Origin of the sequence: Enterobacter sp. RHBSTW-00593 (genome assembly GCF_013784105.1) — a bacterium.
In the GTDB taxonomy this organism is placed as follows: domain Bacteria; phylum Pseudomonadota; class Gammaproteobacteria; order Enterobacterales; family Enterobacteriaceae; genus Enterobacter; species Enterobacter ludwigii.
Genome location: NZ_CP056394.1, coordinates 35,991 through 60,056, shown reverse-complemented (window position 1 = coordinate 60,056; position 24,066 = coordinate 35,991). Strand labels below are relative to the sequence as shown.

Genomic DNA, 24,066 nt, shown 5'->3' with positions numbered 1-24,066 from the left:
CGGCTACCTTACCTGGCGGTTCTGCAGGCGGAAACTAACGATGATCGGAGTATGCGAAACTCAATCACATCGTTACGTTCGAGGAGCCTGAGGGCGTCCGGCGAGCAGGCCATTGCAGCCTTCAGTGCCAGTGAAACCGCGAGGCTGCGGTAACGGTTTTGCAGCCCGGTGGGTGCATCATCAGGGACTGCATCAGACACCTGCTGATACGCTTTCCATGCATCTGGCTGGGCTAAAGCGTCACGCTCCATGCTCTCAAATTGAGCAGTGTCCTTAGCCGCTTTCTGAGCGTTTGAATCTGTAACAGCCCGTGCCGGAATGCCGTATTCAGATGAAGTCATAAAATTCAGCAGAAGCCCTGCAGGTACGCTCAGCGATAGCAAAAAAAGAACAATTCCGATTTCACGCTTCATGTTTGCCTCCGCCTTCACCTTTTGGTTTAGCGGTTCTCTCTTCTGGCCAGACAGACATTGCTTCTTCCTGAAACCAGCTTCTGACTGCAGTCAGCGTAAGTCCCTCTCTCTCAACCTGCAGTTTCAGTTTTTCCCAGGCCGCCTGATTAACCGGTTTGTAGGATGACAGCGTATCGTCAAACACGGCCTCCCACGATTCTGTCTTGCGTGGTATGAGCTTTCTGAGCAGCAGGTTGCTCAGGACGAACCAGACTGCCAGAAATATCCATCCCCATACTGGCCAGTAATGCAGGAAGAGACCGCCTCCTGTGAGAATCATGAATACCCATGCAGTTACGAAAAACCGCTGCACCGGCGTTGATCGACCGGCGCTCCAGTCACCGAGGTCCTCCCGGATTTTTGTCAGCGCGTTGTCTTTACGCTTTGCTTCACGGATAAAGGATTTCATCCTGGATTCCTCATTAGTTGATGGTGTCACCGAGGCGCAACTGACTGGCCTGGCGGAGAACGTCATCAGGGTTGATGTTACCGACAGAGGTGGTGCTGGATGTTGTGGTCTGGCTCGCAGGCTGCGGAGTCACAGCGTTCTGCGCGGCGTTGCCGGCTTTCTGCAGTTCCTCTTTCGCTTTCGCGTCATCGGCATCCTCGATGGTTTCAAGGCGGAAGCCCTTCTGGAAGACCACAGTTACCAGGTTGCCAGCGCCGATATCAATGACCGGGTGATACTGTTCGGCGCGCTTAATCCAGTACTGGCTCAGCGTGTCGGCTGCCTTACTGGCCCCGCCGCCAAAGCCCTGCTTAAACACGTCGCCGGCACCTACTTCCGCTGTGGCACCGAGGCCGACAGATGGTGTTGCCGCAGATTTGATACCTTCACCAAAGCCTGACAGGAGGCCTGCAGCCCCCGCGTAGCCGACAATCATGCCGTTTCGCATAACAGGCTTGCCACGAACACCGCCTTTACCCTGGTAGCTGACGTGGCCATCGAATTCCATATCGACGTGCTTGCCGTTTTTCAGTACGCAGCTGATTGATTTCGTCCGGACAATCCCGCGCTCGCTGGAGATGTCGCCCCAGATTTCACCCACCACAAAGCAGCCGTCAGCGCTGTATTCTTTGTTGTTCGGCATCTGGATATTGCCCAGCAGGCGGATGGTGACGGGCTGGGTGTTCTGCTGGCCGGTAACACTGGCGTTGGCGTCGGCACCTTCAATCATGATGGCGTCGGAGAAGGAGCCTGACGGAATCCAGGGGAGTTTCGTTGGCTTTTTCTTCAGGCTTTCATAGCTGAACTTTGTTGTCGACAGGCCGCCTGTCATTCTCTGGCCGGAGCCGCCCGGGTAGAACGCTGCGCCCTGCCCCATATTCACACCAGTGGCGGCCGGTGTGCCTGCGGGGGTCACAGTGTATTCGGGAGGCCGGGCCTGACCGGCAGCAACGGGACCGGGGAGTGGTGTTCCGTTCTGACCTGCAGGTGGTGTCTGCTGGCCAGTGGTCTGGTTGCTGCCGGGGGCTTTCGTAAGCTGGTCATTCAGACGCTGAATTTCTTCGTCCTTTTTGGCCAGCTGTTGCTCGGTGGTGAGCTTGTTCTGCGCGAACTGCTGCGTGAGCGTAGCGAGCTTGTCTTCAAGCTCTGATGTTTTGGCCTGCTGCTGCTGCAGTGCGGCATCGTTAACCTGCTGGTTAAACGCTGCGGTAACCACGCCGGTCATATTTGGCGTTGCGACCGGGGCGGGTTGCTTCTGCTCCTGCTGATGCTGCCCGTACCAGATAACGCCGCCCGTTGCGGCCGCGCCGCCGACTATAACGGCAGCGAGAATGGCCAGCTGCTTACGGCGGGTTTTCAGGTTTTCATTCAGGTTCATGGGCGGGTGTCTCCGTCATCTGAAAACACAATCCAGGCATACCCCTCTCCGCCGGCGTAGAGCTGGTTCTGCGACAGCATTACGGCCCGGACGCCCTTGCGCCAGAAATCACGCTCTCGCAGGCTGCGGGTGATGCTGCCCGGGTTGCTCATCCGGAAGCGCACAATGCGCAGGTGGTTACCTACAAACTGGCGTTCCGGCGTCAGGCGTACATCACTGGCGGGTGTGTATGCCGGCATGCGGCTGACCGGGTACTCCTGGTAGTCGTCCGGCACCTGGCCATTGACTACAGCGCGGGACAATGCGACCAGAGTTTTTTCGTAGGTCTGCCCTTCTTCCCATGCCTTCGCGTCATCGTTCTTGCGAAGTGGTGGTGACATTGGGGTGAAGCGCAGTGTTTTGCCGTTACCCGGCTGGGGTCTGACGTTCAGGCTCAGGGATGAGCCGCGGTCAGTCTGGATAAACAGCGTGAAGTTCTGGCCTACGAGTGGAGACAGAATTAGCGCTCCGTCGTCGGTTGTGCTCTGGTCATAGGCACCGGTTGGTCCGCTGATGCTGGTTATGAGTTCTCCGTCAACAACAACCTTGCTCGGGTTTGTGTTGCTGAGTGTGACGTTAAAGGCGGCGTCGTTCTCAAACGGAATGGCTGCGGGTGCGGAAGCGGCCCGGAGGCCGCTTGTAAATAGTCCCGCTGCCAGAAACACAGCAGCAGCTGCCGGTGAAATGCGAAATTTCATGGGCAGTCCTGTCAGTTGGTGGAAGATACCGGCTGGAGTTCTTCAAAGCTGTGGAGGTTAATCACACCATTGTCATAACTCAGTTTAAGTCGGTAGGTTTTTTCCTGGTCTTTCAGTGGCGTGGTGATTGCGCCGTTGGTGGTGGATGGTTTCAGTATTCCGCTGTACTGCACGGTGTTATCGTCAATAACGCGAATTTCTTTCGTGTCGAATCGGGTGGTGATGCCCCCGTTCTTGATTCGCTCAGCTTCAATATCCAGGGCTTTCTTGAGTGCGTCCCGTTCGGCGGAGGGGACGAATCCAAGAACCATTTTCTGGTTAGTGTCGACGTTTTCCGGACTAACATTCAGCCGCCAGTAAATAAAGGAAGCGGCGAACTGTGTCAGGCCGGTGGCGTCGACACTTTTTGAATCTGATGCAAATGGGCGGTTAAACGTTAATGGCGTGGTGATGATTTTCTGGGTGGTGGCGAAATGCCATGCCAGCGAACCTGTTAATACGTTTCCCACGCCCATAATTAAAGTTAACGCTGAAAGACCAATAAACGCATAACTAAGTTGTTTATCGCGCTCTCCTTTAATTTTCAGTTTCATAAAAACTATGCCCTCCAGTGCCGGAAACTTGAATCAGGTATCTGGCGAAAGGTTGCTTTGAATAAAAGTGATGGCAGGTGCCAGTAGCAGAAATTAAATAACCAGTACGACCCCTGCCCTTTCTTCAGATATCTGACGAGAAACCAGAGCAGGCCCGCTATGATGGAGAGTTCAATAGACATATTATTGAGGATGCCCAGTATAGCCAGCGGGGCAACAATAATAATTTCATCTAATGGCAAACCAAAATAGCGGTCCTGCTGGTTCAGTGTTTCCGGGAAGTAGTATTTATCCTCTTCCCCGCTCATGGTTAGCTCGCAATCGCAAAACCAATGCGTGTTGCAATGATTACCAGCGGCACGCCCAGGAATGTGAGTGGGGAGCGGGTTTTCATATAAATGAAGACACCGAAAAGAATTTCCCCGAGGTAAAACCATTTAACGATTGATGAGCCAGAACCAAAGGTTGAATTAACCGTTGTGTTCTGTGATGCGAGAAGGTCAGTACCGGATGCGAATGCCGGGTGTGTGACCAGGAATGCAAAAAGAAATGCGCCAACAGTCTTTAAGTAAAATTTAGTCAGACGATTTTCACGAGCTTTGCGGAATAAAGACGCTACCGCCCATCCCTTACCGACGTTAAGGGCACTGCCTTTGGTTAACATGCTTGTTTTCTCCGAAGTAAACAAAAGTGAATCGCGTAAGTGCTTGTTTACGCGGGCGCAATTGTCCCATGACCCTAAAAAAAAAAAACTGTGACGCATGTCACATTTTTAGAAGGTATTCAGATTTATCCGAATATGTAAGTGAGTAGGCTTTGTTGACCAGTAAGTTCAGAAATGGCCTCAGGGATCTATAGCTATGAAAGTTAAAGAGAAAATGTGGGATGGTCGCGGCCGTCCACGGAAGTTCCAGCCAGGGGAGGCTGTGGAATGGAGGTTGCGGGCGCCAGATAATTTGCTCATGGAGCTGAGAATATGTGCCAGGGCGGGTAACAGGAGCGTGAATGAGGAAATTATTGCCAGGCTTTTGTTGTCTCTGAATTATCAGCCGGGTAAGCCTGTCATTAAAACTGCGGAGGGTGAGCGGCTTATTGCGCTGGCGGTCAGGTTTGAGGAATGGCTTGGGAAATTACTTGATGGTGAATCCGTTGAGGTTGTGAGTGAAATTAAGACCCCACACAAACAGGAGCAATTGTGGGTGTGGCGGGAAGGTGAAAGAATTTTGCTTCCGGGTAAAACTACCGGCTATAGCATGCGTATTCCTGAGAATCTTGCAGATGAAATCAGGGCGATGGCGAAGGTGCATAACCGCAGTCTGAATGACGAAATGCTCACCCGGTTGATGAATACTCTCGGTTATTTTACTGAAAGGTTGCTTGACCAGAACGAAGATGCGCAGGCGCTTAAAGTTCTTTGTATGGAGTTCGAGGTGTTTCTGAAGGAAAAAATAAGAGAGGTGGAGAAAAGTGACCTCCCGTGGGATGAAAATCCATCCCGGTGATCGATTCTGGCCGGAGTGTTCCGGCCAAAGAAGCTAGTTTACCCTGCCAGGAAGTGGTCTTTTTCGGCTTTATCTTCCGCATCGTTAATTGCACTGATATTGGTGTTTATGAGCTCTTCCAGTTTCACGCCAGAGTCGGGGCCTTTGAGTGTAACGAAGATGTCAGAGACAAGGGCGGTCAGAATCATAATACCTTCTCGTGACCCGGAGACTTTCTTTATAAGGTCGCGCCTGAAGCCATCCAGGTCAAATGAGCTTCCTTCTTCTTTCGATTTGTAAACCATAAGCCCAAGGCGTACTAATTCGTTGACTATCGATGAGTAGTTCATCTCAGAAGATGTGGCCCCTTTCTGTAGCTCTATTTCAAGAATATCATGTATTTCTCGGTCAATTTTGTCTTTAAAGTAAATGTTCTTTCTTGGCATAATAATTTCTCGATATACTAATGCAGTGCCTGGTGCGGCACTGCAATGGCGAACTTTAACAACTGTCAGTGGTGCAGTGTTCTGGTAACCAACTGATTTTATATATAATCCATCCCTAAATATGTGTGCTAATCAGGCACTATGGTGTGTGTGTATTAGGCACTATGCTGTGTGTGGTTCAGGCACTATCTACTTTTAAGTTACTCTATTAATTGAATACACACAATCCCCACACTTCAGAGTGCTGTATTAGCACACATTGCGGTGCCTGATTAAGCACTGCAATGTGTGTTAGTCCACACACCTTAAGCGCACATACTCAAAAATTACGAAATAATACACACATCATGCCACTGAATTTAAAGAAAAAATCTGCAAGACGAAGTCTTGCGTGGGGTGTGATGTTTTAAAGGGTTAGTAAAGAGCGGCGTGTTAATACCGTCTACTGCTCTGACATGTTTATTTCGGACAGGTGTTAAATCCCCTCAGGAGAGCGCTCACGCGCGTTTGTAGTGAATTAACTTGATTACGACGATCGAGCGGGGTATTTTTTAAAGCGCCTCTCCTGAGTTCGTGTATTTCGTTAAAAGGTCAAACCATGAAAATAACGTTACTGCCTGTGGCATTGCTAACCCTTTCACTCTCTGCCGGAGCTGCACCCCAGATGTGCTTTGATCAGGCCGGGAAAGATTATCAAATTGATCCGCTTCTACTTATGTCAATTTCGATTAAAGAGAGCAGGCTGAAAGCGGGTGCGATAAATGGATCAAACAGGAATGGAACAGAAGATGTCTGCGGGATGCAGGTGAACAGTTCCCATTACGGTAAACTTAAAAACTTTAATATCACCCGTGAGCGCCTGTTAAATGATCCATGTATCTGTGTCTATACGGGGGCATGGGTTCTGGCGCACAACTTCCGGTCATACGGAAAAAACTGGGACAGTGTGGGGATGTATAATACGGGGCCGAGCAAAAAACTCGTTGTACAGCGCAAGGCCTACGCACAGAAAATCAAAAATATATACCGTGTCTTGCTGGCCAGGAAAATGTTACTTTCTGAACGTCCCGCGTTAGCTGCAGGAAAAGAGCAGGTGGGTAAAATTGCGGAAACGGCTTCGTTAAACTGCGGACAGTAAAAAGCCGCTCTGTTGAGCGGCTTAATTTTCAGGCCTTCAGTTTTGCGAACTCCTCCGCCATTTTCCAGAGCACCTGATTTAATTTGATGTCGCCATCAATTCCGGTGACTTCCCGCGTTCTGGTCATCTTTCCCTTTTCCGTTCTGCCACGAATCCCACCACGGATCACATTTTCCTGCACGACATTAAACGTGGTCCATAAATCCTGACCTTTGTCGAGGACGCGGCGAGGGTTAATAATTTGCTCCGGCGTAATCGGCGCGGGTTTTCCGTCGTACTTAAGTTCCAGAGCGGTCGCACCAAAAAGGCGTTGTTCAGGCAATGTGAGCTGGATACTTTTCATGAGGTCAATATTTTCATCAACCGCGTCAAAAGTTTTCAGTACCGTATAAGCACCTTCAATTACCTGGCCGACAATATCCCCTTTGTGGGGCACGCGGATTTCCCCAAAATCCTTCCATGCAACCAGACCATTACTGCAAACCTGACGGAACATGCCAGGGATCATTTTATAGCTGCTTGAACCATCATGGCTATTAAGCAGAATAATTTCCGGTACTTCTTTACCGTTAATCTGGTCATGACGACGCAGGCGAAGCATATGCTTTGTAAAGTCGCGTTTATCCTGGTCACGTGTACGTGACTGCGTTGCATAATAAGGCTGAAAACCTTCTTCGCGTAAACGATCAAGAATATTAATGGTCGGGATATAGGTATAACGTTCAGAGCGTGAATCGTGTTTATCCCCGGAGAACGCGCTCGGCACAATGCGCTGTAATTCTTCATTCGTCAGCGGGCGGTCTTTACGGATAGAGGTTGGCATACGATAGCGGCTTGCGAAACTGACCATTTTTGTTTACTCCTGATTATTTAGTTAGAAATGATGAAATAACGCGATGAAAATTATCCAGCGGCATTGCAGCTGCTACCGGGCGACCATCTACAACCCAGACAGAGATATAATCCGGGCATTCGTCATTAATTAACGTCAGCTCGGTGGCATTCTCTGGCGGCGTAAAAATTGCCGGTTGTGGCTCCCCTTCCGATGCTGCCAGGACCCAGCAAAACAGATCCGTGAACTGGGACGTGGTGAGGTTTGAATCACATCTTCCGGTAGATTCTTGAGCGGCGGTTTTGACGTTGACGTTTCGTGTGTGCATCCTGGTTTTCTCCTGTGGTGATGGCTGGCCATCTCCCTGGTGAGTTCTCTCGCGGCAAAGGGCAAAGGAGCAACGGCGGGGCGGCAGGAGAAGGGCGGAGACTAAAGTTTTTGCGGCACGCAAAAAGTTTTGGCGGAGTGCATTTCACCCTTCGGATGACGACACGACGGTGCTACGACAAGCCCTCCGCGTGAGGACGCACGGGGGATGGCCTCACCGGGCGAACAGGATGCACACACCCGACACGGCGGAACGGCGTGGCGACCTTAAAGCGACGGCTCCGCCGGCGCGGTCAGGGCAGCCCGGCCTCCGGCCGGTGCAAGCCAGGGGTTGACCTCAGCCATCAGACCCTAGCGTCAGCCCGAAACCCGGAGGGGTTCGGCGGAGCCTGGCGGGTGCGAAGCGGCCGCCCTGGCGGAGTGGGGCTCGACGACCGGACAGCAGCGCTGGCCGGGAGCCGAAGGGGGCCATCGCCCTGCCCTGCTTTCGGGTTATGGCCATAACAAAGCTGCAGCTGAGAAAGTTAACCAGCAGGACGCCGGTTCTGAAGGCAGGTACGGAGAGAAGTACGGTAGCGGGGAATGGCAGGAGCGCCGGAGGCGCTTTTGCCCTCCCCGTTTCCCCGAAGGGGAAGCGTTTTTTTGCGGTTGCCCTGATGGCATCCACCAGGGCACAGACTCCCGATCAAACTGGTTCTTCGCTGTCACCTCCGTTTTCCTGCTCATAATGCATCATGGCCATATTCAGCAGGGCTTTAAATCCATCGATACCTGTCCCGTCAGGATCGCACTGTTCGCACAGGTGCAGAAGATTGGCCAGAAAATCAGTGATGACGGTTTGCACGCTCTCGCTTTCCCTGTTCAGCCCGGTTTTTCGGGCAAACTGCCAGAGCACATCTGCAGCCAGTGCAGCGTGATCGTCGTTGTTGCGGATTTTTAGCGGTTCAGGCTGGCCGTTGAGGCGTTCTGCCATGGTCTCCAGCACGGTCGCCGGAACAGCGTTCAGTGTGTTGCTTGTCATTTTTATCTCCCTGCGGCAGGTCTGCCCTGCCGCTCTGTCAGTCAGGCGGCCACGGTGGCCAGAAATTTTTTCATTGCATCCAGACGACTGCGAAATGCCAGACGTCCCTGCCAGTCATTGAAGTAATACACGGGGGTATAACGCACACGGCTCGCTTTCAGGGTCAGCGTGTTGCCTGTCACGACTTTCGCGGGAATACCCAGCAGCGCCAGCTGGATAAAGGCCATATCAGCCACCATGGGATCGATATCGGTACAGGTGGCATACAGCTGTTCTGACGGGTTATATCCCGCTTCAGCCATCCAGAATGCAAAGGCGATGACCATTCCGGCGCTGCCGCAGGCTGGCTCATCGAGCGTCAACCATCCCTCACGCTTTATCGTCTCCTGAGCGCCGGGCATGAGTATTCCGGCCATCAGACGGGAGATACAGGACGGTGAAAAATACTGACCCATTTCATCCGCACCCAGCTCCTGCTCCATGTACAGGGCGCCGAGAAAATCATGAATGTCACCCGCCAGCCCCTCCACCAACAGGCTGAACAGCTGTTTCATGCCGTCTAAATCGTCCGGCTGATACCGCCCGCAGATGCGACGGCTGTTTTCAATATTCTCCGGCAAACGTATACGCGCCATATCCAGCTCACTGGCAGCCAGGGCGATAAAGTCGCGGAACACTTCCGAACGGCGCATATTTTTCGCCGTCTGACGGAAGACGCTGGCGAACTGTTTACGCGCCTCAGCTGGCGACAGCATCCGGACAGGCGCGGAAGCCCGCGGCTGCGGATCGGCCAGGTCTGCCAGGAACAGGGATTCAAAACTCAGTTGTGACATGGTTTCTCCTTACCGGCCGCCCGCAGGCGGCCGTCTCCTGTTAAGCCAGTCCAAGCGCCGGGTAGACGCTGACAGCCAGACCACAGTCAGCATCGGCGGCGTAGCCTGTTTCGGCATTTACCACGGACAGGAACGGCTGCCACTGTGAGAAGCGCAGCGCGGGTACGCGGGCGCGTCTTCCGGCACGGAGGGCATTTACAAATGCCTTCGCCTGTGCGACAGTTTGCGGGTCAAGATTCACGATTAATCTCCTTACATTGGTTGTGATTGCCGGTTCGCCGTTACAGCGGCTACCCGGCGTTGAGAAAGCAGGGGCAACCCTGCTTTTTTAATGCGCTGAATTCAGCGGCGCATCGAGACAGAAACGGGCGATCACGTCGCCAATCAGCTCCCGGTGATGGCGGGTGTGCAGGTCATGGCACTCAAAAAAACGCGCACCGTACCGGACAAAAATTGCGGTCACATCCCCGCCCGTAAACTCCATCGATTTGAACGACTCCCCGCCGTACCCTCTGCACCAGTCCACTGGCGGCAGCGTTTCCATCTGGTCGATGTACCGGGCCTCGGTGATTTCCACCCAGGGACGGCGATAGCCGTCATTCTGCTTTTCCTGTACCTGCGTTGCGGGGATCAGCTCCGCATCCGGATAGAGACGGCGCAGGGATTTTCCCCCCATCTTTCTGGAAGATTCTTGAGCGGCGGTTTTGACGTTGACGTTTTGTGTGTGCATCCTGGTTTTCTCCTGTGGTGATGGTTGTCCATCTCCCTGGTGAGTTCTCTCGCGGCAAAGGGCAAAGGAGCGACGGCGGGGCGGCAGGAGAAGGGCGCAGACAAAAGTTTTTGCGGCACGCAAAAAGTTTTGGCGGAGTGCATTTCACCCTTCGGATGACGACACGACGGTGCTACGACCAGCCCTCCGCGTGAGGACGCACGGGGGTGGCCTCACCGGGGGAACAGGATGCACGCACCCGACACGGCGGAACGGCGTGGCGGCCTTAAAGCGACGGCATCAGCCGGCGCGGTGAAGGCGTTCCGGACGGCACGGCCGGAGAAGCCGCGGCCCTTGACCCTAGCCATCAGACCCTAGCCGTATGGCCCGAAACCCGGAGGGGTTCGGCGGAGCCTGGCGGGTGCGCAGCGGCCGCACTGGCGGAGTGGGGCTCGACGACCGGACAGCAGCGCTGGCCGGGAGCCGAAGGGGGCCATCGCCCTGCCCTGCTTTCGGGGTATGGCCATGCAGCTGCAGCTGACAAAGTTAACCGGCAGGACACCGGATATGACGCCCGGGATAAAGAACATCGGGCACACCAGGCTGAAGCCAGATATGAGCAGGTAGCTCACGGAGTTTCGAATTCAACAAAATCAGGCAGGAAAGGCAGGAGGGAGGATCAGGCGGAGGGAGCAGAGGGGCAGCGCCGGAGGCGCGTCCCCCTTCCCCCGTTCCCCGCAGGGGAACAGCCCTTCCCGCAGGTTCAGGCGTGCGGTCGCGTCGGGAAGGAAAAAGGGGCTGACGGCGAACCGGCAACCCCTTCATAAAGGCGCTTCAGGCATATCAGAGCAACTCAGCTCCTGAAAAGGCGGGGTTTCCCCCGCCTCCAGGTTGCTACTTACCGTTGGATTCGTAAGCCAGGCTTGCCGCGACCTCCCTGTCCCCGTCCTTTAGCCGGAGTTCGCATAAGCGGTTCCGGGTCAGGCATGTGAATATTAAGAGCGTTATACACACGATTAATACGCACCAGATAAGGGCGTTTCGCGGCAGTTTCATGGTTTACTCCTCCTTGCAAATTGCACGGTAAGAGGCCATACTGTTGTTGTTGAGACATACAGGGGGCCTCGTGGGTTAATGAAAATTAACTACGGGGCTTTCTGCTTTCTGCCACACAACACGACAACAAACCACCTTCACGTCATGAGGCAAAAAGCCTCAAGCGCCATCGCCATTATATCCCGTTGTCGATCATCTGCCCAGGAATAACAGTCCGGAAACTGTATATATCCTCATAACTTCTGGTACGACCCCTCCCCCTGCTGATTTTGCAACTTATTCGGAACCTGCCAGCGTTCAGCGACACGAACATGCTCAGGTGTTTCCCGGACAATAAACGGAATTTCGTACATCACTGCATACAGCTGCTCACTGCTGATGCGAAGCCAGTCAAGTTCCTTCAGCGATGCGAATCGCGACTGCCAGCGCCAGAACGGTACGGCAAGCTCTGCCGCGTCAAACTCGTCGCTCCACCGGGTGTACCAGGTACAGACGGTTTCCGGTGACTGAAAATTCAGGTCGATTTTCGCCTGCTCCAGCAGGTTCTGGCGTAGTTTCCAGCGCTGTTCGTACTCACGGGACTGGCGGCGAAGCTGACGCGTAGTCTTAATGCCGGACCTGTGCAGCCGTCGCCCCGTGCGGGTGTGCATGACTTCAGGAAACAGTTCGGCCTGTACGTCAATCGTGAGCGGCAGCGGGCAGGTTTCGCCACTGGTGGCAATCATCGTGTTAAGCGCCTCCTCGACCTGTTTCAGGTTCGAATGACGGTTATCTGGCACCCAGTGCAGGCCAGGTATTTTATTAACCACCGTGGCGTTGAGGCGTCCGCTGCCCGTGAGAAGGCGAAGAAAGGTACGCACATACGGCATGGCGGGCAGCCGTGCACCGCGTTCGCGGGCAGACTCAACATGGCTGATAGCCTGTATTGCAGCCTGACGGGCTGGCTTCAGGGAAACGAGCGCGTGTGAGGACGGGATCATGCTGTCACCTCCCCGCTCATCAGGTTCGCCACGGTGCTGGCAGTGCAGTTAAAGCGGCGCATACCTGCCAGCTGCGCGATCAGCTGGTTTATCCGGTCAGGCTGGAGCGTGTCGCTCTGGTAAAGGGTACGCACCACTTCCCCGCCGGAGGAGAGCAGCACCAGAAGCCAGTAAGGCGAGACTTCGCCGGGGCTGCAGACGCACAGATGCCAGTCATCACTGCCGTCCGCGCTGAAGCGGCACTGGACGGGGAAGAAGCCGCCGAACTCGCTGCGGTATTCGGCGCAGACGCGCCATCCTTCAGGTGTCGACAGGAGACCGGTCACGGCATCGCTGAGGGCGCGGCGCGCGTCCTCGCCCTGCTGACGGATAAACTCCAGGTCGGAGGCGGTCAGGGTGTTGATTCGGTTCAGGTCATATTGCATGGTCATGTCTGTTCCCGCCGCCCGAAGGCGGCGGCCTCCGGTATTAAGCAGCGTGGTCAGTGGTATCAGCGTCAGATTCAGTGGCTTCTTCAGCCTCAGCGGCTGGCGCAGGGCGCACCATCCAGTCAGGCAGCCAGCCCTGAGCATTCAGATCCTGTTCGGCGGCCTTCGCCGCATCGCGGCGCCTGAGCTTCACAACTTCACCTGCACGGGCACTGAGTCCGGCTTCTTCATAGGCTTTGCCAATCTGGGCGATGGTGAGCTTTCCGAAGTAGCTCTCTGCATCAGGCTGCCACCATTTGCGCAGGTCAAAGTCCAGCGCCGCTTCCAGCCCGTCCAGTTCGCTTTTCTGCGTATGGTTATACATACGTTCCTGAATACCGTTGATACCGTGCGCCGCACAGAATCCCAGCAGGGTGTTCACCTGCTCTGCTGACCATGACAGCAGCCAGGTAAAATCAAGATGCCAGTTTTCGGGCAGCGTTGCCTGAAGCGCTTTTTTCTGTGCCCTGAGCGCCGTCAGCGCCTTCCCTTCTTCACCGGATGGAGCCAGTGATGCAAGGTGATACTGATTCGAGGACACGGAGGCTTTCAGCGGTTCATTGCGCTTGCCGTAGGTGCGATCAAAGAGCGCAAGACACAGCGTCCACGTCAGGAGCGCCACCGATACATCGGGGCGACCCGCCAGTTCCGCCTGAACGGCAAGAGTGCGCTCCGCAGACATGGCCTTAACCAGCGTTGCCGGATAGGCGTCAGCGGGAATGTCAGGCGTGGTGTGTCTGATCACATTGCTTTCACGCTCCTGACGCGCCTGTTCTTCAGCTGCCCGGTCTTCGTCGGTCAGCCTGCGGATACCAGGCTGAACCCGAAAATTGTTACCGTCCCATGACACCCAGATACCGTGCACGGCGCGAAATTCCGGCGTGGCTTCGCGATACTCTGCCTCGCAGTAAATGTCATCGATCTGCTGCTGAAGCTCGTAGTCGTCATCGTAGGTTTCAGTAGCTTCCCTTTGTTCTTCCAGCTCACTGACGCGCTTCTGTTCTTCTTCCGTCAGGACAGCTTTCGGCATGGCAAAACGGTACAGTTCACCGTCCTCACCGCTGGCGCGCAGTTCCGTCATACGGAACTCAGCCCATCCCCAGCCCTGCTCCTGCTTAACGCGGGCGGCGAGCACGGTGAGCTTGCCAGCCAGCAGGGATTTCACCAGCGCCGCATCGGCAAAGGTGCTGTCCCTGTCGCTGAACAGGTCGGCGGTCAGCGTACCGCCAGCGGCGGTATAGGCTTCCTCGCCCACATACTCAAACATCGGGTGACTGATGGCCATCTTGTCATCAGTCACCATTTTGCGCAGAGTCTGTACGGCTGGATCGCGCCACTGTTCAACAGCCTCTTTCCAGACCTGCTCCTGACGCTCATGGGTATCAGCAAGTGTCAGGACTTCACACTGTTCAAGGGAGATTTCATCCCGCGCCAGCGCATCCAGCAGAGAGGGGGCAAGATTCGCCAGTTTCAGGCAGCGCTGAACGTGGCGCGGGTGATAGCCCATCAGTGCGCCGATCTGAGAGGCCGTTTTACCTTCCTGCTGAAGGGTACGAAAACCGATAATCTGCTCGGCGGGATGCATGTTTTTACGTCGACCGTTCTCGATCATCGAGGCCGCCACCGCCATCTCCACGGGCAGGACTTTTACCGGAACAAACGGCGTGTCTGCATCGAGCACACCGCGCATCACCAGAATGCCTGTGCCTCTGCGACGACCTTCCCCGCCGACAATGCCGATCGTACCGTCCGGCAGTTCTGCACCGATCAGGTTCTGGAGGATGCCCATTGCCTGAATGCTGTCTGCCATCTCTTCCACTTCCTGATCGGTATGCGGAATGATGCGCGTGTTTAAGTCAGTGCGTGACAGGCGGGAGTACGGGAAGATTTGCACGGGCGTATCAGCGAGCAGCTGAACGAGCTTCTGCTCGGTAGACTGCGCGATTTTCTCCGCAGTCTTTTTCGCAGAGGTGGATTTCGCAGGTTTTTTTGCCGTAGTATTGGTGGCGGTCATGATTTTTACTCCTGTGTTTAAGTGATGGTCCGCCGTGGCCGGAGTGCGATCCGGTCACGGCACCTGGTTAACCGGTAATGCGTTTCGGGTGTGCTGCCAGTGCTGCAAAGGACGGATAGCCGTCGAGTACCTGCATCATGACTTTTGCCCCTTCCAGCATCGCTTTATCCGTTTCGCTGGCGCAGTTTTCACATACGTTGATCGTTGCCAGAATCCCCGATTTCACATCTGAAAAGCGCTCATACATGCGGTTGCTGAACAGGACGCGTTCGCTCCCTGCCATCACCTGCCAGTTGTTGCAGTCATTGAAACGGGTGTCCACGTTGTCAAACTCGACCACGTGGGTGTCGCTGGCCTGAATGCGCAGCAGCTTCACGATTTCATTGCTCTGCCCGACCTTACGGGTCGCCGGACGGGAATTAAGGTTCTGCATGTTTCCTCCTTCTCTGGGTTAAGGCCGTACATCCGGCCTCCGGTTAAAGCTGCACGTATTGCAGGTTGCGTTTCAGTTCAACGAGAAAATCCGGTTCAAATGACCAGGCGCGCCAGTTAAGCGTTCCGTTGGTGCGGATCTCCACCTGCACGTCGCCGTAGCGGGTCACGTCTGACAGGGTGACGGTGACACCCGCTTTCAGTGCAGTGGCCTGAGCCACCCACTCACGTGCGACAGAAACAGGGTTTTGCTCTTCCCCCATCTTCCTGGAAGATTCCTGAGCGGCGGTTTTGACGTTGACGTTTCGTGTGTGCATCCTGGTTTTCTCCTGTGGTGATGGTTGTCCATCTCCCTGGTGAGTTCTCTCGCGGCAAAGGGCAAAGGAGCAACGGCGGGACGGCAGGAGAAGGGCGCAGACGAAAGTTTTTGCGGCTCGCAAAAAGTTTTGGCGGCGTGCATTTCACCCTTCGGATGACGACCCGACGGTGCTACGACCAGCCCTCCGCGTGAGGACGCACGGGGGATGGCCTCACCGGGGGAACAGGATGCACGCACCCGACACGGCGGAACGGCGTGGCGCCATTAAAGCGACGGCTTCAGCCGGCGCGGTGAAGGCGTTCCGGACGGCACGGCCGGAGAAGCCGCAGCCTTTGACCTTCGCCATCAGACCCTAGCGTCAGCCCGAAACCCGGAGGGGTTCGGCGGAGCCCGGCGGGTGCGTCAGCAGCCGACCTGGCGGAGTGGGGCTCGACGACCGGACCGCCACGCGGGCCGGGAGCCGAAGGGGGCCAGAAGAAGGATTCAGGTGTTTTCAGAGGATTTGCTGATCGGGTTTCAGAGCTGACGACCACGCCACGCCACGCCACGCCACGCCACGCCACGCCACGCCACGCCACGCCACGCCACGCAGGACCGTATCCGTGACAATTTGCCGTAAAAATGCCATTCCTCTGCATTTCTCCTGACTTACATCAGGGCGGGAGGGGGCAGCGCCGCAGGCGCTGGCCTTACCGCCCGTCAGCCCGAAGGGATGACAGGGTTTTCGCGCGCGAACAGGCGGTGCCTATGCCCCGCCCGGATTATTTACTGTCCGTCGCCCTGACCGCCCTGGAGAATGAAGTGGCCGCAAAGATAGACCGCGCAGTGGCGGGTTGCGGATTCGCAGATCTCATCCAGCACTTTCGCTGTGGTTACGGGGCTGAGTCCTGATTCGCGACGTCGCTCGTTGATGAGCGTTTTATACTGGCGCAGGATGCTGCGGGTTTCCGGTGACAGTTGCATGTTTTTATCCTTTAATCGGGCGGCATCGCCGCCCGTGGTCAGTCAGTCAAGGGCACGCCAGATGGTGGCGCTTTCCGGATGGGTATCAGCAAATGCCATAAGCTGCTCATAACGGCGGTAGAAGTGGCGGCACAGCTCCTCATGGTCATGGTTACTGTGATGCCAGCTCCGGTGATTCAGTACCAGCGCCGTGAGGATGATCCCCGCCACTTCCCCGCTGACAGTCTGCTCAAACCAGTTTTCCCGATTGCACAGGGTCAGGCTCTCCACGTCAGGCGCCATATATCCGCCGCCTTCCGGCAGCCGGTAAAACTGCCAGAATCCCCCCTGATACTCAGGGCAATAACGCTGGGCGTAGGCGTACACGGATGCCTCGGACGTCATAAAATCGCCGCCAAACAAATCAGGCAGGAAAGTCAGGCGCTGCGCACCCTCAAGACGAACAGCATCACAGGTCACGGTCTGGTTCATAGATCCTCCACGGTTAAAATATTCTCGGTTCCGGCATCGCCGTGACGACACGACAGACCGGCGAAAAGCGGAGGACACAGGGGCGACGCCGCAAGCCGCAGCGCAAAGCCTTCACGGGCTGAATGCACCGTGAAGGGTGCGAACGGGTGAGGACGGAGGCGTCAGCGAACCCTTGTGGCCGATGCGGCCGGGCTACAGTGAAGTCACGGCGCATGCCGTCACCGCACGGAGCTTCAGGGGAGTTTCATTGTCCCGACGTGGCCCGGAGGGCGGCGGCGGATAAAAGCGGAAGATACTGACATCCTTTTCGCAGTGGATGGCCACCGGTTGCCGGGGCGTTACCCCGGCGTTCTCTCAGGCGGCCAGCGCCTCCTGTAGGGCGCGAACGTTATTCAGCTCCTTTCTGACGGATTCCGGCTCCTGCCGCCCGGCTTCCCAGGCTATACCGATCCGGTTTTCCAGCTCGCATTCATAGTTACGCAGGACGCGGGACAGGAGTACCGCCGGAACACTCACCTGACAGTTTGCCGCTTCGCGCTGGCGGGTCAGAAGCTCGCTGACGGTCTGATTATTTACCCCCTCCTGGCGGTATTGCGTCATTTTCATTTCACCGAGCGCCTTCATCACCTTCCGGATTTCAGCCCCGTCAGGTTCTGGCTGGGCTTCACGGCAGGCCACGCTAACCCCCTCCTCCGTCCAGACCAGCAGGACCAGGAGTTCGTCAGACGTGAACATGTTTTCAAGATCTTCACAAAGTTCTTCGCGGGTTCCGTACATTGTTTTTTCTCTCTTGTAAGGGATTACAGGCCGGGCCTCAGCCCGGCAGGGTCAGTCAGTCCTGAAAGGTCTCGTCCAGCACCAGGGCTTCGCGGTAGGCTTCCAGAAGCAGGGTGTTGATCCGGCGCAGGGTCTGCGCTGCCATACGTTCAGTAAGCGTTGCCGCGTCGTGCCGGTGCTGCGATTCGAGGCGGTTCAGAAGCATCCGCACATCACACATGGCATTGCTGACCGCGGCCACGTCCGCGCGCAGGTGTTCAAGGCCCGGGTAATTCATGCTGCCTCCGGATAGTCAGGGTAAAACGCGCCGTCATTGGCCGCCGGCATCCTTTTCGCCCGTTCAACCTGTGCCAGACGTCGGACGCCGGCGGCGTGGTACTGCTCAAGCATCTCGATCCCGATATAGCGGCGGCTGGCTTCGGCGGCGGCCACGCAGGTGGAGCCGCTGCCGGCGAACGGGTCAAGGACAATGGCCCCCGGACGCGTGAGCGATTCGATCAGCGGTCGCAGGCTCTGCACCGGCTTTTCCGTCGGATGGTGTCGGTTGCCCGTGTATTTCCAGGGGATCACGTCCGGGATGGGACGGTCCGGGGTTTGCGGCCTCCCCTTCGCCAGCAGGTAAGCGCTCTCGTGCGTGTAACCCACGAACGTCGATTTTGAGGCGTAGCTCTTGGCAAAGACGATATGGCCAACCACCCGGAAGCCGGCCGCTTTCCACGCATTCAGAAACAGATCCGCGCGATTCCAGGCATAGAAGCTCACCATAAGGCTGTCGTTTTTCAGCACGCGGTACATTTCATGACATGCGGGCTGGAGCCATTCGGAAGAGTTGTCCCCGGCCAGGGTGCGGCCGGTACGGTCTTTATAGCCAACCAGATACGGCGGATCGGTAAGAATAAAATCAACGGCACGCGCCGGAAAACGGGACATCACCTGCACGCAGTCACCCAGAATAAAACGGGACATAGACACACTCCTCTCTGATATGCGGCACCCTGTTGCGCCGTGCCGCCACAAAAACCCGGCGGAAAGCGGAGGGCGCAGGGGCGACGCCGCAAGCCGCAGCGCAAGCCTTTCACGGGCTGAATGCACCGTGAAAGGTGCGAACGGGTGAGGACGGAGACAACGTGAACCCTTGCGACCGCAGCGGCCGGGTTAGCGTGAAGGCACGGCGTTGAACACGCCGCCGGCTGGCGGCAATAAGGCGGAGGGAACCGACATCCTTAACGAATTGCATGGCTTCAGGACACCCCCTCCCCGGATGGTGTCCTTTTTTTCAGCGCCCCTTCACGTAGTCGATAGCGAACTGCAGCGTGTCCCAGTTAAAACCGATGCCTGCATCGTGGCTGTGGTCGCAGATACGCATGGCTTCTGCAATTTCCTCCTCTGTCAGACTGCCATCGAGCGACAGGAAATCATCTTCCAGCCAGAACGTCCCCAGACACAGTGCATCCGGTGGGTACTGCTTCAGCCTGGCGATGAGCCCTGCCACCGTCACATCATCACGACATGCCGCACGCGACGGCAGAACGCGATCGGCGATATCGTTCCAGCACCAGTCTTCCTCTTCCGGTACGGGTTCATGCAGGGTCTGTAATTCCACCCCCGGCAGCAGGGAGAGCTGCTCCAGAATCTCCCCCAGAGACAGCCGCTCTCCGCTGGCATCTTCACTCCCCAGGTAATGGTGGTTGATGTACACGGCAAACTCGCCGTTATCGAGTTCAATACAGGTCAGTCTGAACATGGTTGTGTCCTCAGCATCCGGCACCCTGTTGCGCCGTGCCGCCACAAAAACCCGGCGGAAAGCGGAGGGCGCAGGGGCGACGCCGCAAGCCGCAGCGCAAGCCTTTCACGGGCTGAATGCACCGTGAAAGGTGCGAACGGGTGAGGACGGAGACAACGTGAACCCTTGCGACCATAGCGGCCGGGTTAGCCTGAAGGCACGGCGTTGAACACGCCGCCGCTGGCGGCAATAAGGCGAAGGGAACCGAGTTCCTTTTTATTCAGGAGGAGGCAGAGGTTGAAACGAGGTAATGTCTGACGGCAGGTACAAGATATCAGCCTGCCGTTTTTAGTTCTGAAGTGAACGGGGCCGGATTTAATGATATTCTGGAGCCGCACCAATACGGCGCAGCGCCTCCTCTACTTCACGCACTCCAAAAATATCTTCCAGAGGAGCCTCCTTTCCCGTCAGGGAACAGACCGTTAAGGTCGAGTTCTTTGCAGTTACACGCTGTCGATAAAGCGCCTGCAGAGCCACAACGACCAGCGTGCGCTCATCACCAGTCAGTTCTTCAAGCTGCATACGGTTTTCCTTCAGGTTAATGTTCATATTCATCCCCGCCCCTTTGGTTTTTTGTCGTCAAACGCCAGGAGAACCCCGAGACCAATCAGCGAGGCGTAGCAGACCTGCATCATGATTGTCACCGGCAGGGATATGTTATCAGCCAGTACGCCAGGAATCACAACGGCGACACCAGCCAGTATCATTCCCCTGCCGGTCTTTTTGACCAGTTCCGGCCACTGAGATTCAGGCACGTTCCGGGCGCGCAGAAAGTTATGAATGCACTGCTCTGCCTTCTGTTTAATCACTGACATGTTTTAGTCTCCGAATGCCCGTCGCATATTTTTCTTTATCCTGGTCGCGTCACCGGATACCGGTGCGGCAGGCTCTGCTGGTTTCTTCGGTACTGCAGCCTTACTCACGCCAGCCGTACCGGCCATCTGCTGAACCAGAACCTGCAGCTCGCTGACCGTGCCGGGCGGTACCGGCATGCTGGCCAGCAGACGCGGCAGCTCCGGCGCGGTCGTATGCAGGGCCAGACCGGTGATAATCAGGTTTCTCAGCAGCTCTCCCCGCAGGCGGGATGACACGCCCGTCAGCACACGCTCAACCCGTTCACTGCTCCGGTCATCCTGAAGCGTCAGGGTGTAACGCCGGCGCTGGTATTCCGTCTCCGGTGACATGGCCAGAGCCGCCACGCCACCATCAGGCTCATCTGGAAGTCCTGAGAGTGAAGACCAGGTTCCGGATACCAGAGCCATCACGGCGCAAAGCCGGATGGCGCTCAGATGCCCGTCAAAGAACACCGGGATCAGCGCCGGTAAACGGGCATCCGTCTGGTACATCACCGCCCCGGCGGTGGCGGCGGTCCGGATGAAGTCACCGCGCAGGGGCTGTGAGATGGTGCTGATGGTCGCCATCGCCGCGATGTCGGTGCGATCGTCGCTGTGCAGATAGAAAGAATACTGGCCGTCCGGCACGTTTAGTCCTCTTTATTGTAAAGGGCAATCTCTCTGGCCAGCGCCAGCTGCGGATCGCCTATAACCTCAATACGGTCAGGAGCCAGAGGCCAGGCCTGACGGATAGCCTCTTCAATGAGGGATGCCCCTCCCCCGACCAGGAATACCCGGTTAACGTTCCTGAAGGCCGTCAGCTCACTGGTGACACGCGCACCCAGGGAAGTGATTGCCTCTGTAATTTTGTTCAGAACATCGTCGATTTTTCCGGCATCGTTGATCACACGCTGCAGATACTGACGATCATTGCGGTTGCGGATGACCGTGTCAGCAATAAGCGCGCTGGTTTCGCTGTCTGCAGCCCGCAGCGCGCCTGCAGCTGCGCGGGTGACCTGCGACACGCCGACAGACGGATTGCCGTGTACCGCACTGATATCGTCAAACTGTCCGACAATCACGCCGGCATCGAGCGTGGTTCCGCCGAGATCGATAATCAGGGTGGTCTCTGCGGGTCCGGGCTTCAGCTCCGCGAGACGGGAGAACGCCGCCGGCAGTGATTCCGGCATCACCTTCACGTCCGTTACGGTAAATGCCCTGCCCTTATTCAGAACCAGCTCACGCATCAGGTTTTCCCGTTTGCGTCGGATGTTCTCCTCGTTCCGCTGGCAGTCCCCGTCATAATACTCGCTCAGGGGCAGCGTCACGGTCAGGCTCACCGGCTGCGGCTCAAGCACGCTGTTCAGAAGCGCATGATGCACGGCCAGCAGGTTGAGATCACCATACTGATACTCCACGTTTGTTGTCGGGATGGCATCCCGGCTGACGCTGTCCCAGGTGTATTTCAGCGTGCCCACCTGATAGTTGAACGTTGCAGCACTGAACTCCGCCACTTTCCAGCCATGCCGGAAGGAGTTAGCAGAAACCCGGGTCTGCAGCTCGTTTCCTTCAAACCATGCCAGCTTAACATTAGTTGAACCATCATCGCAGTAAATATTCATCATTATGCTCCGTCAATTAAACTCAATTTGATACACATTATAAGAGCAAAATGGAAAAATAAAAGCCTTATTTCTCATTATGAGTAACACTAAAGAATCAAAATGATATTTACGAACATTTTGAGTAGCTTAGGTTACTCACTCTGTTCATGGCGCAGGCAATCTGGATTATCCTCACGCCGTTAAATATACTGTATAGATAACCAGTATATTTAGACGTCAGGAGGAAAGATGAAACTGCAGCTTTTCAGCACCGGGAAAGAACTCCCGCCACAGGCCCATCCGTTGTTTGCAGACCTTGCCAGCTGCGGTTTTCCCAGCCCTGCAGCTGATTATGTCGAGGCCGATCTGGATCTCCATGATTACTGCATACGGCATCCGAGCGCGACTTACTACCTTCGCGCCAGCGGAGACAGCATGGCCGACGGCAGCCTGTACAATGGCGATCTGCTGGTTGTGGACTGTGCCGAGAAGCCCCGGCATGGCGATATTGTTGTGGCCAGCGTGCAGGGGGAGTTTACGGTCAAACGGCTGCTGCTGACGCCACGACTGACGCTGCAGCCCATGAACGCCGCCTGGTCGCCGATTTATCCCGACCCGGACGATCTGGATATCTTTGGTGTCGTCACGCACATCATCCACCGCCCGAGGGAGATGTACTGATGTTTGCCCTGGCCGATGTGAACAGCTTTTATGCCAGCTGCGAACGTGTTTTCCGCCCGGATTTGAAAGGAAAGCCAATCGTCGTCCTGAGCAACAACGACGGAAATGTGATCGCGCGCAGCGCCGAGGCAAAGCCCTGGATCAAAATGGGCACCCCGTGGTTCCAGATAAAAAATGAGCCCTTCCCGGAACAAATATATAGTTTTTCAAGCAATTATGAGCTTTACGCTTCGATGTCGGCGCGCGTGATGAGCTGTCTGGAGGAGCTGACTCCCAGGGTGGAACAGTATTCGATTGACGAGATGTTCCTCGACCTGACCGGCGTGGAGCACTGCATGGCTCTGGAGGACTTCGGCCGGCAGCTGCGCCAGCACGTATATGACTGTACCCGACTGACCATCGGAGTGGGGGCTGCGCCTACAAAAACCCTTGCAAAATCAGCCCAGTGGGCCTCAAAGGAGTGGAAACAGTTTCGTGGTGTGCTCGCCCTGACCCGGGGGAATCCTCAGCGAACGCGGAAACTGCTTTCACTGCAGCCGGTCGAAGAGATCTGGGGCGTGGGAAACCGTATTGCACGCAAGCTCAATGTACTGGGCATTAAGACCGCGCTCGATCTGGCCCTGACGAACCCGGCCTTCATCCGGAAAAATTTCTCCGTCGTTCTCGAGCGAACAGTGCGCGAACTGAACGGGGAAAGCTGCATGTCGCTTGAAGAAGCCCCGCCAACAAAGCAGCAGATCGTGTGCAGCCGTAGCTTCGGCGAGAAGGTCACTGAATACGATTCGCTCCGCCAGGCTGTCTGTCAGTACGCAGAGCGGGCCTCAGAAAAGCTGCGTAAAGAGCGCCAGTATTGCCGGCATATTTCCGTTTTCATCAAAACGTCTCCGTTCGCCGTTAAAGAGCCTTACTATGGCAACGTGGCTACCGAGAAACTGCTTACCCCCACTCAGGACACCCGGGACATCATTGCAGCCGCTACAACGGCTCTGGAGCGTATCTGGAAGGATGGCCACCGATATGCCAAAGCCGGTGTGATGCTGAATGATTTCACCGGCTCCGGTGTTTCGCAGCTGCAGCTGTTCGACGAACGTCCGCCACGTCCTCACAGCGCGGAGCTGATGAAGGTTCTTGATGGCATTAATCATTCCGGTCTGGGACAGGTCTGGTTTGCCGGACGAGGGATTGCGCCCGCATGGCAAATGAAACGCGACATGCTCTCCCCTGCGTACACCACCCGCTGGAAAGATATCCCCATAGCGAGGATCTGTTAAATTTCGCTTTTCAGAGAGAG

General features: G+C 55.9%; 35 protein-coding genes and 1 pseudogene. 4 read left to right on the top strand and 32 right to left on the bottom strand.

Annotation, left to right across the window (positions count from 1 at the left end; all coding sequences use genetic code 11):
- Window positions 1-8: 8 nt before the first annotated feature.
- From HV242_RS23990 to HV242_RS23960, 7 genes are read right to left on the bottom strand one after another with little or no spacing between them, the layout of a single operon-like run.
- Entirely contained in the window at window positions 9-413 is a 405-nt protein-coding gene (locus HV242_RS23990; protein WP_047366161.1) for a hypothetical protein, read from the bottom strand.
- Window positions 403-861 (bottom strand): hypothetical protein, encoded by a 459-nt coding sequence (locus HV242_RS23985; RefSeq protein ID WP_111969597.1) that lies wholly within the window; start codon window positions 859-861, stop codon window positions 403-405. Before HV242_RS23985 ends, HV242_RS23990 begins: the two co-directional genes overlap by 11 nt.
- Window positions 862-874: 13 nt before the next feature.
- A complete protein-coding gene (traB, locus tag HV242_RS23980) occupies window positions 875-2,278 on the bottom strand; it encodes an F-type conjugal transfer pilus assembly protein TraB (protein WP_045409372.1) in 1,404 nt (467 codons plus the stop codon).
- Window positions 2,275-3,015, bottom strand: a complete 741-nt coding sequence (gene traK, locus HV242_RS23975) for a type-F conjugative transfer system secretin TraK (protein WP_047366158.1) — start codon at window positions 3,013-3,015, stop codon at window positions 2,275-2,277. The genes traB and traK overlap by 4 nt, the downstream gene beginning before the upstream one ends.
- 11 nt (window positions 3,016-3,026) lie before the next feature.
- Complete coding sequence (locus HV242_RS23970) at window positions 3,027-3,608, bottom strand: TraE/TraK family type IV conjugative transfer system protein (protein ID WP_111969598.1); 582 nt, start codon at window positions 3,606-3,608, stop codon at window positions 3,027-3,029.
- A gap of 5 nt (window positions 3,609-3,613) precedes the next feature.
- Window positions 3,614-3,916, bottom strand: coding sequence for a type IV conjugative transfer system protein TraL (traL, locus tag HV242_RS23965; protein WP_181616941.1), 303 nt, complete (start codon window positions 3,914-3,916; stop codon window positions 3,614-3,616).
- A gap of 2 nt (window positions 3,917-3,918) precedes the next feature.
- Complete coding sequence (locus tag HV242_RS23960) at window positions 3,919-4,272, bottom strand: type IV conjugative transfer system pilin TraA (RefSeq protein WP_045343953.1); 354 nt, start codon at window positions 4,270-4,272, stop codon at window positions 3,919-3,921.
- 196 nt (window positions 4,273-4,468) lie between these two features.
- Here HV242_RS23960 and HV242_RS23955 point away from each other — a divergent pair, with 196 nt between their 5' ends.
- Complete coding sequence (locus HV242_RS23955; RefSeq protein WP_111969600.1) at window positions 4,469-5,110, top strand: Arc family DNA-binding protein; 642 nt, start codon at window positions 4,469-4,471, stop codon at window positions 5,108-5,110.
- Between the two features lie 38 nt (window positions 5,111-5,148).
- Here HV242_RS23955 and HV242_RS23950 read toward each other — a convergent pair whose 3' ends face one another.
- Window positions 5,149-5,535 carry a relaxosome protein TraM gene (locus HV242_RS23950; RefSeq protein WP_023338043.1) on the bottom strand — a complete coding sequence of 129 codons (387 nt, stop codon included), beginning with the start codon at window positions 5,533-5,535 and terminating at the stop codon, window positions 5,149-5,151.
- Window positions 5,536-6,133: 598 nt separating this feature from the next.
- Here HV242_RS23950 and HV242_RS23945 point away from each other — a divergent pair.
- Window positions 6,134-6,673 carry a lytic transglycosylase domain-containing protein gene (locus tag HV242_RS23945; RefSeq protein ID WP_111969601.1) on the top strand — a complete coding sequence of 180 codons (540 nt, stop codon included), beginning with the start codon at window positions 6,134-6,136 and terminating at the stop codon, window positions 6,671-6,673.
- A 28-nt stretch (window positions 6,674-6,701) separates the two neighbouring features.
- Here the strand turns inward: HV242_RS23945 and HV242_RS23940 are convergent, their stop codons facing one another.
- The 24 genes and pseudogenes from HV242_RS23940 to parM all read right to left on the bottom strand — a co-directional run bounded on the left by HV242_RS23940 (window position 6,702) and on the right by parM (window position 22,112).
- Window positions 6,702-7,523 (bottom strand): DUF932 domain-containing protein, encoded by an 822-nt coding sequence (locus HV242_RS23940; protein WP_111969602.1) that lies wholly within the window; start codon window positions 7,521-7,523, stop codon window positions 6,702-6,704.
- Between the two features lie 16 nt (window positions 7,524-7,539).
- Window positions 7,540-7,833, bottom strand: coding sequence for a hypothetical protein (locus HV242_RS23935; RefSeq protein WP_111969619.1), 294 nt, complete (start codon window positions 7,831-7,833; stop codon window positions 7,540-7,542).
- A 684-nt stretch (window positions 7,834-8,517) separates the two neighbouring features.
- The gene (locus HV242_RS23930) at window positions 8,518-8,853 is read right to left on the bottom strand and encodes a hypothetical protein (RefSeq protein WP_111969603.1); all 336 of its coding nucleotides are present in this window, start codon (window positions 8,851-8,853) and stop codon (window positions 8,518-8,520) included.
- 41 nt (window positions 8,854-8,894) lie between these two features.
- Window positions 8,895-9,686 carry an N-6 DNA methylase gene (locus tag HV242_RS23925; RefSeq protein ID WP_111969604.1) on the bottom strand — a complete coding sequence of 264 codons (792 nt, stop codon included), beginning with the start codon at window positions 9,684-9,686 and terminating at the stop codon, window positions 8,895-8,897.
- Between the two features lie 40 nt (window positions 9,687-9,726).
- Window positions 9,727-9,927 (bottom strand): hypothetical protein, encoded by a 201-nt coding sequence (locus HV242_RS23920; RefSeq protein WP_111969605.1) that lies wholly within the window; start codon window positions 9,925-9,927, stop codon window positions 9,727-9,729.
- Between the two features lie 87 nt (window positions 9,928-10,014).
- Window positions 10,015-10,416 (bottom strand): DUF1419 domain-containing protein, encoded by a 402-nt coding sequence (locus HV242_RS23915; protein ID WP_111969620.1) that lies wholly within the window; start codon window positions 10,414-10,416, stop codon window positions 10,015-10,017.
- A gap of 873 nt (window positions 10,417-11,289) precedes the next feature.
- Window positions 11,290-11,412 (bottom strand): type I toxin-antitoxin system Hok family toxin, encoded by a 123-nt coding sequence (locus tag HV242_RS23910; protein WP_223256846.1) that lies wholly within the window; start codon window positions 11,410-11,412, stop codon window positions 11,290-11,292.
- Window positions 11,357-11,509: pseudogene (locus tag HV242_RS24375) on the bottom strand (DUF5431 family protein); the annotation flags it as partial. The gene HV242_RS23910 and the pseudogene HV242_RS24375, both read right to left, overlap by 56 nt.
- Before the next feature lie 175 nt (window positions 11,510-11,684).
- Window positions 11,685-12,431 (bottom strand): plasmid SOS inhibition protein A, encoded by a 747-nt coding sequence (locus HV242_RS23905; RefSeq protein WP_181616940.1) that lies wholly within the window; start codon window positions 12,429-12,431, stop codon window positions 11,685-11,687.
- The gene (gene psiB, locus HV242_RS23900; protein ID WP_047959945.1) at window positions 12,428-12,862 is read right to left on the bottom strand and encodes a conjugation system SOS inhibitor PsiB; all 435 of its coding nucleotides are present in this window, start codon (window positions 12,860-12,862) and stop codon (window positions 12,428-12,430) included. The genes HV242_RS23905 and psiB overlap by 4 nt, the downstream gene beginning before the upstream one ends.
- Window positions 12,863-12,899: 37 nt before the next feature.
- On the bottom strand, window positions 12,900-14,912 hold the full coding sequence (locus tag HV242_RS23895; RefSeq protein WP_111969607.1) for a ParB/RepB/Spo0J family partition protein: 2,013 nt from the start codon (window positions 14,910-14,912) through the stop codon (window positions 12,900-12,902).
- A gap of 67 nt (window positions 14,913-14,979) precedes the next feature.
- Window positions 14,980-15,345 (bottom strand): hypothetical protein, encoded by a 366-nt coding sequence (locus tag HV242_RS23890; RefSeq protein ID WP_111969608.1) that lies wholly within the window; start codon window positions 15,343-15,345, stop codon window positions 14,980-14,982.
- Between the two features lie 43 nt (window positions 15,346-15,388).
- The gene (locus tag HV242_RS23885; protein WP_111969622.1) at window positions 15,389-15,661 is read right to left on the bottom strand and encodes a DUF905 family protein; all 273 of its coding nucleotides are present in this window, start codon (window positions 15,659-15,661) and stop codon (window positions 15,389-15,391) included.
- 495 nt (window positions 15,662-16,156) lie between these two features.
- A complete protein-coding gene (locus HV242_RS24400; RefSeq protein WP_276569127.1) occupies window positions 16,157-16,291 on the bottom strand; it encodes a hypothetical protein in 135 nt (44 codons plus the stop codon).
- Window positions 16,292-16,428: 137 nt separating this feature from the next.
- Window positions 16,429-16,626, bottom strand: coding sequence for a hypothetical protein (locus HV242_RS23880; RefSeq protein ID WP_111969609.1), 198 nt, complete (start codon window positions 16,624-16,626; stop codon window positions 16,429-16,431).
- Window positions 16,627-16,668: 42 nt separating this feature from the next.
- Window positions 16,669-17,097 carry an antirestriction protein gene (locus HV242_RS23875; RefSeq protein WP_111969610.1) on the bottom strand — a complete coding sequence of 143 codons (429 nt, stop codon included), beginning with the start codon at window positions 17,095-17,097 and terminating at the stop codon, window positions 16,669-16,671.
- A gap of 354 nt (window positions 17,098-17,451) precedes the next feature.
- Window positions 17,452-17,874 (bottom strand): DUF1380 family protein, encoded by a 423-nt coding sequence (locus tag HV242_RS23870; RefSeq protein ID WP_111969611.1) that lies wholly within the window; start codon window positions 17,872-17,874, stop codon window positions 17,452-17,454.
- 55 nt (window positions 17,875-17,929) lie between these two features.
- The gene (locus HV242_RS23865) at window positions 17,930-18,151 is read right to left on the bottom strand and encodes a hypothetical protein (protein WP_032656181.1); all 222 of its coding nucleotides are present in this window, start codon (window positions 18,149-18,151) and stop codon (window positions 17,930-17,932) included.
- Window positions 18,148-18,840, bottom strand: coding sequence for a DNA methylase (locus tag HV242_RS23860; RefSeq protein ID WP_111969612.1), 693 nt, complete (start codon window positions 18,838-18,840; stop codon window positions 18,148-18,150). The genes HV242_RS23865 and HV242_RS23860 overlap by 4 nt, the downstream gene beginning before the upstream one ends.
- Before the next feature lie 310 nt (window positions 18,841-19,150).
- The gene (locus HV242_RS23855) at window positions 19,151-19,618 is read right to left on the bottom strand and encodes a hypothetical protein (protein WP_032655977.1); all 468 of its coding nucleotides are present in this window, start codon (window positions 19,616-19,618) and stop codon (window positions 19,151-19,153) included.
- A gap of 354 nt (window positions 19,619-19,972) precedes the next feature.
- A complete protein-coding gene (locus HV242_RS23850; protein ID WP_244911506.1) occupies window positions 19,973-20,212 on the bottom strand; it encodes a hypothetical protein in 240 nt (79 codons plus the stop codon).
- Window positions 20,209-20,472 carry a hypothetical protein gene (locus HV242_RS23845; RefSeq protein WP_032655980.1) on the bottom strand — a complete coding sequence of 88 codons (264 nt, stop codon included), beginning with the start codon at window positions 20,470-20,472 and terminating at the stop codon, window positions 20,209-20,211. The genes HV242_RS23850 and HV242_RS23845 overlap by 4 nt, the downstream gene beginning before the upstream one ends.
- A 3-nt stretch (window positions 20,473-20,475) precedes the next feature.
- Entirely contained in the window at window positions 20,476-21,138 is a 663-nt protein-coding gene (locus tag HV242_RS23840; protein ID WP_032655981.1) for a plasmid partitioning/stability family protein, read from the bottom strand.
- Window positions 21,139-21,140: 2 nt separating this feature from the next.
- The gene (gene parM / locus HV242_RS23835; protein ID WP_181616956.1) at window positions 21,141-22,112 is read right to left on the bottom strand and encodes a plasmid segregation protein ParM domain-containing protein; all 972 of its coding nucleotides are present in this window, start codon (window positions 22,110-22,112) and stop codon (window positions 21,141-21,143) included.
- 231 nt (window positions 22,113-22,343) lie between these two features.
- Between parM and umuD the strand changes: the two genes are divergently transcribed.
- Complete coding sequence (umuD, locus tag HV242_RS23830; RefSeq protein ID WP_111969545.1) at window positions 22,344-22,775, top strand: translesion error-prone DNA polymerase V autoproteolytic subunit; 432 nt, start codon at window positions 22,344-22,346, stop codon at window positions 22,773-22,775.
- Entirely contained in the window at window positions 22,775-24,046 is a 1,272-nt protein-coding gene (locus HV242_RS23825; protein WP_111969546.1) for a Y-family DNA polymerase, read from the top strand. The genes umuD and HV242_RS23825 overlap by 1 nt, the downstream gene beginning before the upstream one ends.
- Window positions 24,047-24,066: the final 20 nt, after the last annotated feature.

Bases quoted from the DNA above. Each gene is read 5' to 3' on its own strand.
- umuD (WP_111969545.1), top strand. From the start codon at position 22,344: ATGAAACTGCAGCTTTTCAGCACCGGGAAAGAACTCCCGCCACAGGCC.
- HV242_RS23880 (WP_111969609.1), bottom strand. From the start codon at position 16,626: ATGCAACTGTCACCGGAAACCCGCAGCATCCTGCGCCAGTATAAAACG.
- HV242_RS23945 (WP_111969601.1), top strand. From the start codon at position 6,134: ATGAAAATAACGTTACTGCCTGTGGCATTGCTAACCCTTTCACTCTCT.
- HV242_RS23990 (WP_047366161.1), bottom strand. From the start codon at position 413: ATGAAGCGTGAAATCGGAATTGTTCTTTTTTTGCTATCGCTGAGCGTA.
- psiB (WP_047959945.1), bottom strand. From the start codon at position 12,862: ATGACCATGCAATATGACCTGAACCGAATCAACACCCTGACCGCCTCC.
- HV242_RS23850 (WP_244911506.1), bottom strand. From the start codon at position 20,212: ATGAATATGAACATTAACCTGAAGGAAAACCGTATGCAGCTTGAAGAA.
- parM (WP_181616956.1), bottom strand. From the start codon at position 22,112: ATGAATATTTACTGCGATGATGGTTCAACTAATGTTAAGCTGGCATGG.
- HV242_RS23855 (WP_032655977.1), bottom strand. From the start codon at position 19,618: ATGTTCAGACTGACCTGTATTGAACTCGATAACGGCGAGTTTGCCGTG.
- HV242_RS23940 (WP_111969602.1), bottom strand. From the start codon at position 7,523: ATGGTCAGTTTCGCAAGCCGCTATCGTATGCCAACCTCTATCCGTAAA.
- traB (WP_045409372.1), bottom strand. From the start codon at position 2,278: ATGAACCTGAATGAAAACCTGAAAACCCGCCGTAAGCAGCTGGCCATT.
- HV242_RS23970 (WP_111969598.1), bottom strand. From the start codon at position 3,608: ATGAAACTGAAAATTAAAGGAGAGCGCGATAAACAACTTAGTTATGCG.
- HV242_RS23985 (WP_111969597.1), bottom strand. From the start codon at position 861: ATGAAATCCTTTATCCGTGAAGCAAAGCGTAAAGACAACGCGCTGACA.
- HV242_RS23875 (WP_111969610.1), bottom strand. From the start codon at position 17,097: ATGAACCAGACCGTGACCTGTGATGCTGTTCGTCTTGAGGGTGCGCAG.
- HV242_RS23860 (WP_111969612.1), bottom strand. From the start codon at position 18,840: ATGTCCCGTTTTATTCTGGGTGACTGCGTGCAGGTGATGTCCCGTTTT.
- HV242_RS23955 (WP_111969600.1), top strand. From the start codon at position 4,469: ATGAAAGTTAAAGAGAAAATGTGGGATGGTCGCGGCCGTCCACGGAAG.
- HV242_RS23865 (WP_032656181.1), bottom strand. From the start codon at position 18,151: ATGAATTACCCGGGCCTTGAACACCTGCGCGCGGACGTGGCCGCGGTC.
- HV242_RS23895 (WP_111969607.1), bottom strand. From the start codon at position 14,912: ATGACCGCCACCAATACTACGGCAAAAAAACCTGCGAAATCCACCTCT.
- HV242_RS23960 (WP_045343953.1), bottom strand. From the start codon at position 4,272: ATGTTAACCAAAGGCAGTGCCCTTAACGTCGGTAAGGGATGGGCGGTA.
- traL (WP_181616941.1), bottom strand. From the start codon at position 3,916: ATGAGCGGGGAAGAGGATAAATACTACTTCCCGGAAACACTGAACCAG.
- HV242_RS23845 (WP_032655980.1), bottom strand. From the start codon at position 20,472: ATGTCAGTGATTAAACAGAAGGCAGAGCAGTGCATTCATAACTTTCTG.
- HV242_RS23890 (WP_111969608.1), bottom strand. From the start codon at position 15,345: ATGCAGAACCTTAATTCCCGTCCGGCGACCCGTAAGGTCGGGCAGAGC.
- HV242_RS23930 (WP_111969603.1), bottom strand. From the start codon at position 8,853: ATGACAAGCAACACACTGAACGCTGTTCCGGCGACCGTGCTGGAGACC.
- HV242_RS24400 (WP_276569127.1), bottom strand. From the start codon at position 16,291: ATGGCATTTTTACGGCAAATTGTCACGGATACGGTCCTGCGTGGCGTG.
- HV242_RS23870 (WP_111969611.1), bottom strand. From the start codon at position 17,874: ATGTACGGAACCCGCGAAGAACTTTGTGAAGATCTTGAAAACATGTTC.
- HV242_RS23825 (WP_111969546.1), top strand. From the start codon at position 22,775: ATGTTTGCCCTGGCCGATGTGAACAGCTTTTATGCCAGCTGCGAACGT.
- HV242_RS23925 (WP_111969604.1), bottom strand. From the start codon at position 9,686: ATGTCACAACTGAGTTTTGAATCCCTGTTCCTGGCAGACCTGGCCGAT.
- HV242_RS23935 (WP_111969619.1), bottom strand. From the start codon at position 7,833: ATGCACACACGAAACGTCAACGTCAAAACCGCCGCTCAAGAATCTACC.
- HV242_RS23950 (WP_023338043.1), bottom strand. From the start codon at position 5,535: ATGCCAAGAAAGAACATTTACTTTAAAGACAAAATTGACCGAGAAATA.
- HV242_RS23885 (WP_111969622.1), bottom strand. From the start codon at position 15,661: ATGCACACACGAAACGTCAACGTCAAAACCGCCGCTCAGGAATCTTCC.
- HV242_RS23905 (WP_181616940.1), bottom strand. From the start codon at position 12,431: ATGATCCCGTCCTCACACGCGCTCGTTTCCCTGAAGCCAGCCCGTCAG.
- HV242_RS23915 (WP_111969620.1), bottom strand. From the start codon at position 10,416: ATGCACACACAAAACGTCAACGTCAAAACCGCCGCTCAAGAATCTTCC.
- traK (WP_047366158.1), bottom strand. From the start codon at position 3,015: ATGAAATTTCGCATTTCACCGGCAGCTGCTGCTGTGTTTCTGGCAGCG.